The sequence below is a fragment of the Streptomyces sp. NPDC101227 genome (genome assembly GCF_044767545.1).
Classification (GTDB): Bacteria; Actinomycetota; Actinomycetes; order Streptomycetales; family Streptomycetaceae; genus Streptomyces.
In genome coordinates, this window is sequence record NZ_JBIWOD010000008.1 from 371,667 (window position 1) to 381,502 (window position 9,836).

The 9,836-nt window shown below is 72.0% G+C and carries 6 protein-coding genes and 1 pseudogene; 3 read left to right on the forward strand and 4 right to left on the reverse strand.

What is annotated here, in order from left to right:
* Positions 1–1,132 precede the first annotated feature (1,132 nt).
* Positions 1,133–2,377, forward strand: a pseudogene (locus tag ACIRPT_RS21685) (glycoside hydrolase family 27 protein); the annotation flags it as partial.
* 39 nt (positions 2,378–2,416) lie between these two features.
* Here ACIRPT_RS21685 and ACIRPT_RS21690 read toward each other — a convergent pair.
* Positions 2,417–4,543, reverse strand: a complete 2,127-nt coding sequence (locus ACIRPT_RS21690; protein WP_403829390.1) for a serine/threonine-protein kinase — start codon at positions 4,541–4,543, stop codon at positions 2,417–2,419.
* 108 nt (positions 4,544–4,651) lie between these two features.
* Positions 4,652–5,608: an ROK family protein gene (locus tag ACIRPT_RS21695; RefSeq protein WP_403829392.1), complete on the reverse strand. Its 957-nt coding sequence runs from the start codon at positions 5,606–5,608 to the stop codon at positions 4,652–4,654.
* A 155-nt stretch (positions 5,609–5,763) separates the two neighbouring features.
* Here ACIRPT_RS21695 and ACIRPT_RS21700 point away from each other — a divergent pair, with 155 nt between their 5' ends.
* The gene (locus tag ACIRPT_RS21700; protein ID WP_403829395.1) at positions 5,764–6,804 is read left to right on the forward strand and encodes a LacI family DNA-binding transcriptional regulator; all 1,041 of its coding nucleotides are present in this window, start codon (positions 5,764–5,766) and stop codon (positions 6,802–6,804) included.
* A 574-nt stretch (positions 6,805–7,378) separates the two neighbouring features.
* Here ACIRPT_RS21700 and ACIRPT_RS21705 read toward each other — a convergent pair.
* The gene (locus ACIRPT_RS21705) at positions 7,379–8,662 is read right to left on the reverse strand and encodes a DUF6986 family protein (RefSeq protein WP_403829397.1); all 1,284 of its coding nucleotides are present in this window, start codon (positions 8,660–8,662) and stop codon (positions 7,379–7,381) included.
* Positions 8,663–8,861: 199 nt separating this feature from the next.
* Here ACIRPT_RS21705 and ACIRPT_RS21710 point away from each other — a divergent pair, with 199 nt between their 5' ends.
* On the forward strand, positions 8,862–9,383 hold the full coding sequence (locus ACIRPT_RS21710; RefSeq protein ID WP_403829400.1) for a DinB family protein: 522 nt from the start codon (positions 8,862–8,864) through the stop codon (positions 9,381–9,383).
* Positions 9,384–9,455: 72 nt separating this feature from the next.
* On the opposite strand, the gene ACIRPT_RS21715 is transcribed toward ACIRPT_RS21710, so the two are convergent.
* Positions 9,456–9,836: electron transfer flavoprotein subunit alpha/FixB family protein (locus tag ACIRPT_RS21715; protein ID WP_403829402.1), on the reverse strand; the 381-nt coding region annotated here is incomplete at its 5' end.

A 9,836-nucleotide genomic window follows, 5' to 3' on the forward strand; every position in this document is an offset into this window, starting at 1 on the left:
CAAGCGCTCCCCCGCCTCTCCTGTACCGAAACCCCCATCCGCATACCGGCGTCTGCCGCATATGACGGCGGAGCATCGAGGGAACAACTGCCAGTTCTGCGGCACTTACCCCCGCGCCCCTTGCCCGTCCTCTTCGCCACCCCTTGCTTTCGCTCTTCCCTGCCCACGGAACCTGTCGCGAGGAGGTGGCAGTCGGTGAAGAACTGGCCGCGCAGGAGGTTTGCTCACGGAAGTGACCGGGGTTTATCGCCGGTGGCGGGGCATCAGGGCCGCAGGAAGTCGCTGTACCTCCAGGCGAATGGGGGGCGCCGGGAGCGGTGCCGAACAGGGAAATGGGGGCGCGCCGGTTACCGGGTCCGGGCGCCGGCGCCTTCGACGCTTACGGCCTCGCGGATTTCCCGGCAGCGGGGATCCCTCCCCTCCGCTATGGCAGTGGAATCCCGCTGAACTGGACATAGAGCGGGGTGACGATCACCTACCGGGGCGGTCGAAAGCGCCCAGCGGCGGCCGGCCGTCCCGCTCGCGGAATACGGAAGACGTCGGTCCGCTCTTCGGTTCCAACGGAATGACGGGACACCGAATTCCGCTGCGGTCCGGGCTAGTTGATTCCTTTTCGGCGCATCGGTGATTCGGAGATTCGGAGATTCGGTGAATCGGTGAATCGGTGAATCGGTGAATCGGTGAATCGGTGAATCGGTGAAGTAGTGCGGACGACTTCCGGCGCGGCACATGAATTCACCGCCGTGCCGAGCGCCGCGCGCCCCATGACGGCACCCGGTGGGACATCCGATGTTCCCTCCCCTCCCTGATGGGCGCGCGCCACCGGGCGTCGACCGGCCCGCCATACCCCCTCCACGGAGACGGAACGGGAGAGAAACAAACAGAACCGAACGCGAGTAGCGGGGTTGCTCCGAACAGCGCGGTCGGACACGGGCGTTGACGGGTCGGAGCTTCACCGCAACCGCCCCTCTTCCAACAGACTCCAACAAGCCCTACCGTAAACACTCGCCAGTGACGGGTACATGACTCGCCGCTGTTCGTCGCGGCTCGTCATGTCTGGGCATGCCCCGTCCCGGCTCGCAGCACCTCACACGACTCCCCACATCCCTTGCGAAGACGGAGGACGCGAAGCATGCGCGTTCACATCCGCACCATCCGCACCATCCGCACCATCCGCACCATCCGCAGGCAGGGCCGCGGAAGAATCATCGGAGCACTGTCCGCCGCGCTGCTGTGTACGGCGGGGCTGAGCGCCCCGCAGGCCGCGGCCGGCACGCCCGCGCCCCGCCTCCCCGGCGGGCTCGTCAAGACGCCGCCGATGGGCTTCAACAACTGGAACTCCACCCATTGCCGGGCGGAGTTCAACGAGAAGATGGTCAAGGGCATCGCCGACCTCTTCCTCACCAAGGGCCTCAAGGACGCCGGCTACCGGTACGTCAATCTCGACGACTGCTGGGCGCTGCCCGCACGGGACGCGAACGGCAAGCTGGTGCCGGACCCCGAGCGCTTCCCCCAGGGCATCAAGGCCGTCGCCGACTACGTCCACGCCAAGGGCCTCAAGTTCGGCATCTACACGAGCGCCGGCACCAAGACCTGCAACGAGAACGGGTTCCCCGGCGGGCTCGGCCATGAGACGTCCGACGCCCGGCAGTTCGCCGATTGGGGCGTGGACTACCTCAAGTACGACAACTGCAACAACCAGGGTGTGGACGCCAAGCAGCGCTACCGCGCGATGCGGGACGCACTGAAGGCCACCGGTCGCCCCATCGTCTACAGCATCTGCGAATGGGGCGAGAACAAGCCCTGGGAGTGGGCGTCGGACGTAGGGCATCTGTGGCGGACCACGGGTGACATCAGCGACGACTGGACGAGCATGCTCGGGATCGCCAAGGCGAACCTGCCGCTGGCCCCGTACGCGGGCCCCGGCCACTGGAACGATCCCGACATGCTGGAAGTCGGCAACGGCGGCATGACGGACACCGAATACCGCACCCACTTCTCCCTCTGGTCGATGATGTCCGCTCCGCTGCTGATCGGTTCCGACCTGCGCAAGGCGACGCCGGAGACCTTCACGATCCTGGACAACAAGGACGTCATCGCCCTCGACCAGGACCCGTTGGGCAAGCAGGCCACCGTGCTGCAGTCCGAGTCCGGCCGCTGGACGCTCGTCAAAACGCTGGCGAACGGAGACCGCGCCGTCGCGCTCTTCAACGAGACCGACCAGCAGCAGACGATCACCACCACCGCCCAGGACGCGGGGCTGCCGCCGGCGGACCGTTACCGGCTGCGCGACCTGTGGCAGCACCGTGACTCGGCCACCACGGGCACCATCTCCGCGACCGTCCCGGCACACGGCACCACCGTCTACCGCGTCTCCGTCCAGCGACACTGAGCCCGGACCCGGGGCCGCCGGCCGTCAGCAGGTGGGCAGCCCCGGCACCGGCTGATCGTTCTCCCCGCCCGTGAGGTAGACGACGCTGATGTAGACACCGGTGTTGCCGCTGTCGTCATCGGTCTTGGCCCACCAGACGTTCGTCCACTTCCCGTACGTCTCGCGGCGGCCCAGCTTCGCCTGGCAGTAGAAGTAGTTGGTGCCCGCGTTGACGGTGCCGGCCTGCTGGAAGGACGAGGTGTACGAGGTCGCCGTACGCCAGACGTCGCAGTTGGTCTTGCCGCCGCCGATGGACACGCACGAGGTCTTCGGCGTGGGCTCACCGCCACCGCTGCCACCACTGCCGCTGCCGCTGCCACCACTGCCACTGCCGCTGCCGCCGCCGCTGTTCCCGCCGGACGTACCGGAGGCGCCGCCGAACAAGCCGCCGGCGGCGCCGCCGTCCGCACTCCCGCCATCGCCCTTGCCGCCCGAACTCCCGCCGGGAGAACCGGGCTTGGGGTTCTTTCCGGTCGGGTCGCCGGAGGGGCCCAGGGATGCGGAGGGCGATGCACCGGCGCCGTTCTCCTGGCCCTTGTCGCCGCCCTTGTCGTCCCCCTTGCCCGGCTTCTTGCTGCCGTCCGGGCTCGGGTCGGCGGCCGGCGTCGGCTTTCCGGCCGGCGGCGCCGACTGCCGTCCGCCATCCGCGACGGTGTCGCTCGGCCCGCCGCCGACCAGCGCGTACGTCACTCCGCCACCGGTGGCGAGGACGGCGAGCACGGCCGCCGCGGCGAGCAGCGTCCGACGGCGACGGCGGGCGGGCAGCCGCTCGGTGTCACCCTCGGACGGGTTCCGCAGCTGCGGGTGGGTGCCCGTGCTGCCGACGGCCGGGCCACTCACCACGCCGGGCGGGTCGAAGCCGGGGCTGATGGCGGAGTCGGGAGTGGGTGCGTCGGGCACGGCGGAGTGCGCGGCCGCGCCCGCGGCACCGGGGCCGCCGGACAGCCAACTGGCGGGCGGAGCGGCCGAGTTGACCGGACCGGCGGGCGCGGCGCCGTCGGCCGCGGCCCCACCCTGGCCCTGGCCCGCCGACCCCGGCCCGAACTCCTGCGGCGGGGGCGGCGGCGCAACCGGCCGGATGTTCGTCGCGGTCGGCAGGTGCGGCGCGCCGGGCATCGGCACCGCCGCCGGTTCGCTTCCCTCGGCCACCGCCGTCAGCATGCTCCGCGCCTGGGCGGCGGACGGCCGGTCGGCCGGGTTCTTGGCCATCAGCGCATGCAGCACGGGCGTCAGCGGCCCGGCCCGCCGCGGCTCCGGCAGCGCCTCGGTGACGATCGCGGTGAGCGTGGACCACACCGACGTACGGCGGAACGGCGCTCCGCCGCCTTCGACGGCCGCGTACAGCGTCATCCCCAGCGACCAGATGTCCGAGGCGGGGGTGGGGTCCTGGCCCTGAGCCCGCTCGGGCGGCAGGTAGTCGAGGGAGCCGACGAGTTCGCCGCTGCGGGTGATGTTGGTGGTGGCGCCGTCGCCCGGGGCCTCGATGCTGGCGATACCGAAGTCGGTGAGCACCACGCGTCCGGTGCGGTCCAGCAGCACATTGCCGGGCTTGACGTCACGGTGCAGCACGCCGACCTGGTGGGCGGCGTCCAGCGCGTCCATCACCTGGGCGCCGATCCGGGCGATCTCCCGGGGTTCGAGGGACCCTTGCTGCTGGATGGCGTCGTCCAGCGAAGGTCCGTCGACCAGTTCCATGACGATGACGGGGCGGCCGTCCTCGTCGATGACGTCGTGGACGGTGACCACGCCGGAGTGCCGGATACGGGCGGCGGCGCGCGCCTCGCGCTGCATCCGGGTGCGCAGATCGGCGAGCTCCGGGGCGGAGGCGTCGGTATAGGCGCGCAGGACCTTGACGGCGACCTCGCGGCCCAGCACCTCGTCGACGGCGCGGCAGACCACGCCCATTCCGCCGCGGCCGAGCCGGCCGGTGACGCGGTAGCGGCCGCCGAGCACCCGGCCGGTCAGATCGGCGTCCGTGCCGCGCCGGGGTCCGCTCTTGGCAGCCGCAACGGGCGCGCCGTCGCCGGGCGGTGGGGCGGCCACCCCGTCGCCCGCCCCGCCGGCCTCCTCCGGCTCGTCCGGTCCGCGCAGCTCAGGCTCCCCCGATGTCATCGTCGCCGATCCCCTCGATACCCGTGTGTCTGCCGGTACGCCGCGTAGCTCACGGTGTACGTCGCGGTCGGCAACAGACTAAGGGGCGCACGGGGGCGGGTGGTGGCTTCAGGGCATGGGGACGAAGGCATCGAGACGGGACTGTTGCGCGGCGGCCGCGGCGGCGCCCACCAGACCGGCATCCGTCCCCATCTGGGCGGGTACGACCTTGAGGTCCGCTACGAACGACAGGGTCGCGTAGTCGCGTAGGGCCTTGCGCAGCGGGACGAAGAGGACGTCCCCGGCGCCCGCCACTCCCCCGCCGATGACCGCGATGTCGATCTCGACCAGCGTCGCGGTGGCCGCGATCCCGGCGGCCAGCGCCTGGGCGGCGCGTTCGAAGGAGCGCAGCGCGACGTCGTCACCGGCGTGTGCCGAGGCGGCGACGGCGGCCGCGCCGGCGTCGCCGTCGGGACCCGGCCGCCAGCCGTTCGCCAGGGCCCGGCGGGCGATGTTGGGGCCGCTGGCGATCCCCTCGACGCAGCCGCGGCCGCCGCAGGGGCAGGGGTCGCCGTCGAGGTCGACGCTGATGTGGCCGATGTGGCCGGCATTGCCGGTGGGACCCGGATGCAGCCGGCCGTTCAGGACGAGTCCGCCGCCGACCCCGGTGGAGACCACCATGCACAGGGCGTTGGCCCGGCCGCGGGCCGCGCCCTGCCAGTGTTCGGCCGCGGTCATCGCGACGCCGTCGCCGACCAGCACCACCGGCCGCTCGCCGACCAGCGCCTGTACGCCGGCGACCAGCGGGAAGTCGCGCCAGCCGGGGATGTTGACGGGGCTGACGGTGCCGGCCGAGGCGTCCACCGGTCCGGCGCTGCCGATCCCCACGGCCGCCACCCGCGCCCAGTCGGGCCCCGCGGCCAGCTCCTGGACCACCTCGGCCACCGCGCGCATCACGCTCGCCCCGTCCTCGTCGGCGGGGGTGGGCCGGGCGGCCCGTACGATCAGCCTGCCGCGACCGTCCACCAGAGCACCGGCGATCTTGGTGCCGCCAATGTCGAGCGCTGCGCTGAGGTCCGTCTGCATCGGTGTGGAATCTCCTGGTGGGCCCGGGGCCGGGGTGGATCGTACCGGCGCGAGAACGCCAGTCTTACCGCAGTTGACAACGTTGTCCAGGGGCTATGCTCGACGGCACCCCCCGACACCTCCAGCAGCCTCCTAAAGAATCAGGACCGCACACCGTGACGGACACCGCGCAGGGCACCTCTCGTCGCTACGGCACCCGGCCCACGATGAAGGATGTCGCGGCGCGCGCCGGGGTCGGCCTCAAGACGGTGTCCCGCGTGGTCAACGGCGAGGCGGGCGTCACGCCGGACACGGAGCGACGGGTCCAGGAGGCCATCACGGCCCTGGGATTCCGCCGCAACGACTCCGCCCGCATCCTGCGCAAGGGCCGTACGGCCAGCATCGGCCTGGTCCTGGAAGACCTCGCCGACCCCTTCTACGGCCCCCTCAACCGCGCCGTCGAGGAGGTCGCGCGCGACCACGGCGCGCTGCTGATCAACGGCTCCAGCGCCGAGGACCCGGGCCGGGAACAGGAGTTGGTGCTCGCGCTGTGCGCACGGCGGGTGGACGGGCTGGTCGTCATCCCGGCCGGTGACGACCACCGCTATCTGGAGCCGGAGATCGCGGCGGGCATCGCGACCGTCTTCGTGGACCGGCCGGCCGGCAAGATCGACGCCGATGTCGTGCTCTCCGACAGCTTCGGCGGCTCCCGGGACGCGGTCGCTCACCTCATCGCGCACGGCCACCGCCGGATCGGCTTCATCGGTGACCAGCCACGCATCCACACCGCGAAGGAGCGGCTGCGCGGCTACCGCACCGCGATGGCCGACGCCGGGCTGCCGGTCGACGAGTCCTGGGTGGCGCTGGGCTCCACCGCCCCCGAGCGGGTCCGGGCCGCGGCCACCGCCATGCTGGACGCCCCCGAGCCGGTCACCGCACTGTTCGCGGGCAACAACCGCGTCACCGTCACGGCCGTACGCGTCCTGGGCGAACGGCCGCGCCCCACCGCCCTGGTGGGCTTCGACGACTTCGAGCTGGCCGACCTCGTCCGGCCCGCGATCACGGTCGTCGCCCAGGACGCGGCGCGGCTGGGCCGGACGGCGGCCGGACTGCTGTTCCGCCGCCTGGAGGGGGCCGCCGAGCCGCCGCGGCGGCTCGTCCTACCGACCCGCCTGATCGCTCGGGGCTCGGGGGAGATTCCCCCTTCCGAGGGGTAGCCGGTCCGCTGCGCTTTGCCTGGGCCGATGTTTTGGCTTGCCCGCCGTGGGTGGTTTGTCGCCGTGGCGCCTGCGGCGGGCGTGGTGTTGTCGGGTGCGGTGACGGCCCTACACGGCTCCGCCGCTACGGTCCGCCCCCTCCCGTGGGTGGGGGGATTCTCGTGGGGGCGAGCGTTGTGTGTCCGGTACCGCTGATTGTGTCCACAACAGGCATCTGACCGCTGACGTACGCCCCACTGGTTTTCTCCCACTCTCAACGGGGAGGGGGCGGGCCGCAGGACGGAGTCCGGAGGCCCGGTCCCGCAGCCGAACAGCCCCGCGCAAGCGGCACCAGCCCGCCGCAGGCGCAACGGCGGCAAACCCCCACGGCGGGACAGTCAAAAACAACGGCTCAGGCAAAGCGCAGCGAACCGGCCCGCCGCAGGCGCCACGGCGAACAACCCCCACGGCGGGCAAGCCAAAACATCGGCTCAAGCAAAGCGCAGCGAACCGGCCCGCCGCAGGCGCCACGGCGGCAAACCCCCACGGCGGGCAAGCCGAACACATCGGCCCAGGCAAAGCGCAGCGGAGCGGCTCAGGCCGAGCGCACCGTGCGCCCCGCGAGCGCGTCGAGGTCGGCGCGGGTCAGACCGGTGAGCCGGGCGACCTCGCCGGTGTCGACCGCACCGCAGTCCAGACCGCGCAGCAGGTAGCCGGCGAGGGCCTTGGCCGTGGCGGGCTCGTCCGCGACATCGCCGCCGGCCTTCGAGACGTACGCCGTGAGCCGGGCCGCGGCCTGCTCGAGGCCCTCGAGGTAGAAGGCGTAGACCGCGGCGTAACGGGTCGGCAGGTGGCCGGGGTGCATGTCCCAGCCCTGGTAGTAGGCGCGGGCCAGCGAGCGGCGGACGAGGCCGTGGTGCAGCCGCCAGACCTCGTGGACCCGGTCCGTGGTGCCGACCGGCAGGATGTTCGTCGAGCCGTCGGAGAGCCGGACACCGGTGCCCGCGGCGGCGACCTGCATCACGGTCTTGGCGTAGTCGGCGGCGGGGTGGTCCAGCGACTGGTGGGCGGCACTGATGCCGCAGGAGGCGCTGTAGTCGTAGGTGCCGTAGTGCAGGGAGGTGGCGCGGCCCTTGGCAGCCTCGATCATGCGGGCGACGGTGGCGCGGCCGTCGGGGCCCATGATCGACTGGGTGGTCTCCACCTGGATCTCGAAGCCGATCCGGCCGCGTTCCAGGCCGCGGGCCTTCTCGAAGGCCTCCAGCAGCCGGACCATGGCGGTGACCTGCTCGGCGTAGGTCACCTTGGGCAGCGTCAGCACCAGGCCGTCGGGCAGGCCGCCGGCCTCCATCAGGCCGGTGAGGAAGATGTCCAGGGTGCGGATGCCGCGGTCGCGGACGGCGGCTTCCATGCACTTCATGCGGATGCCCATGTACGGGGCGGCGGTGCCGTCCCGGTAGGCGGCGGCGACGAGGGCGGCGGCGCGGGCGGCGTGCGCGTCCTCCTCGGCGTCCGGGCGGATGCCGTAGCCGTCCTCGAAGTCGATGCGCAGGTCCTCGACGGGCTCGCGCTCCAGCTTGGCGCGGACCCGGTCGTACACCGGCCCGGCGAGCTCGTCCGGGATGCCGAGGACGGCGGCGAGCGCGGCGGCGTCGGGGGCGTGCTCATCGAGCGCGGCGAGCGCCTGGTCGCCCCAGGAGCGGATGGTGTCGGCGGCGAAGGCGTCGCCGGGGACGTAGACCGTGTGGACCGGCTGGCGGGTACCGGGGTCGCCCGGGTAGCGCCGCGCCAGATCGGCGTCCACCGCGGCGAGAGCGGCGCCGATTCCCTCGCGTACGGTGTCCGCAAGGCTCGTCGCCACGGTCTCCTGCTGCCCCATTTCGGCACCCTCCCGGTTCTTGCGCCCGACAACGCCGGGGCTCTTTTTCCGCTTCACGGAATCAACAATCCGTATAGCGAAGTTAACTGTGTCGGGTAGCGAGGTCAACACCCCCCGGCCCGAGGCGACGCGCGTCACGCCCGCGCCCGCTTCCCGTAACTCCGTGGCACGGCGGCTCCGCCCCCGCCAGACTCACCCCATGACTTGGACAGCACCACAGATAACCCGCCGCGAACTGCCTGCCGCCGCCGGCGAACGGGAGATGCTCCAGAGCTGGCTCGACTGGCACCGCGAAACCCTCCTCGCCAAGTGCACCGGGCTCACCCCGGACCAGCTGGTCGAGGCGAGCACCCCGCCCTCCACGCTCACCCTGCTCGGGCTGGTCCGCCATATGGCGCTGGTCGAGCGCACGTGGTTCCGCCAGCGCTTCGCCGGCGAAAAGGTCGAGGATCTCTACGACCTCGAGCGGAACATCGACGCCGACTTCGACGACGCCGAGGCGTCCGGGGCCGAGGCGGACCACGCCACGCTCGTCGCCGAGATCGCGGCCTGCAACGCCGCGATGGCGGGCCGCGGGCTGGACGAGACCTTCATCCATGACCGCAGCGGCCAGGAGCTGAACCTGCGCTGGGTCTATGTCCACATGATCGAGGAGTACGCGCGCCACAACGGCCACGCCGACCTGCTGCGCGAGCGGATCGACGGGGCGACGGGCGACTGACACCGCGCCGAGGCCCCGTACGCGCGGTGCGTACGGGGCCTGTGCGGTGCTGCGGCGAGTGCCGGTGAAGCCTCAGCCCTTGCGGGTCTTGACCTCTTCGGTGAGGGCCGGGACGACGTCGAAGAGGTCGCCGACGACGCCGTAGTCGACGAGGTCGAAGATCGGGGCCTCGGCGTCCTTGTTGATGGCGACGATGGTCTTCGAGGTCTGCATACCGGCGCGGTGCTGGATCGCGCCGGAGATGCCCGCCGCGATGTACAGCTGCGGCGACACGCTCTTGCCGGTCTGGCCGACCTGGTTGGTGTGCGGGTACCAGCCGGCGTCCACCGCGGCACGGGAGGCGCCGACGGCCGCGCCGAGGGAGTCGGCGAGCGCCTCGATGACCGGGAAGTTCTCGGCGCCGTTGACGCCGCGGCCACCGGAGACCACGATCGCGGCCTCGGTCAGCTCCGG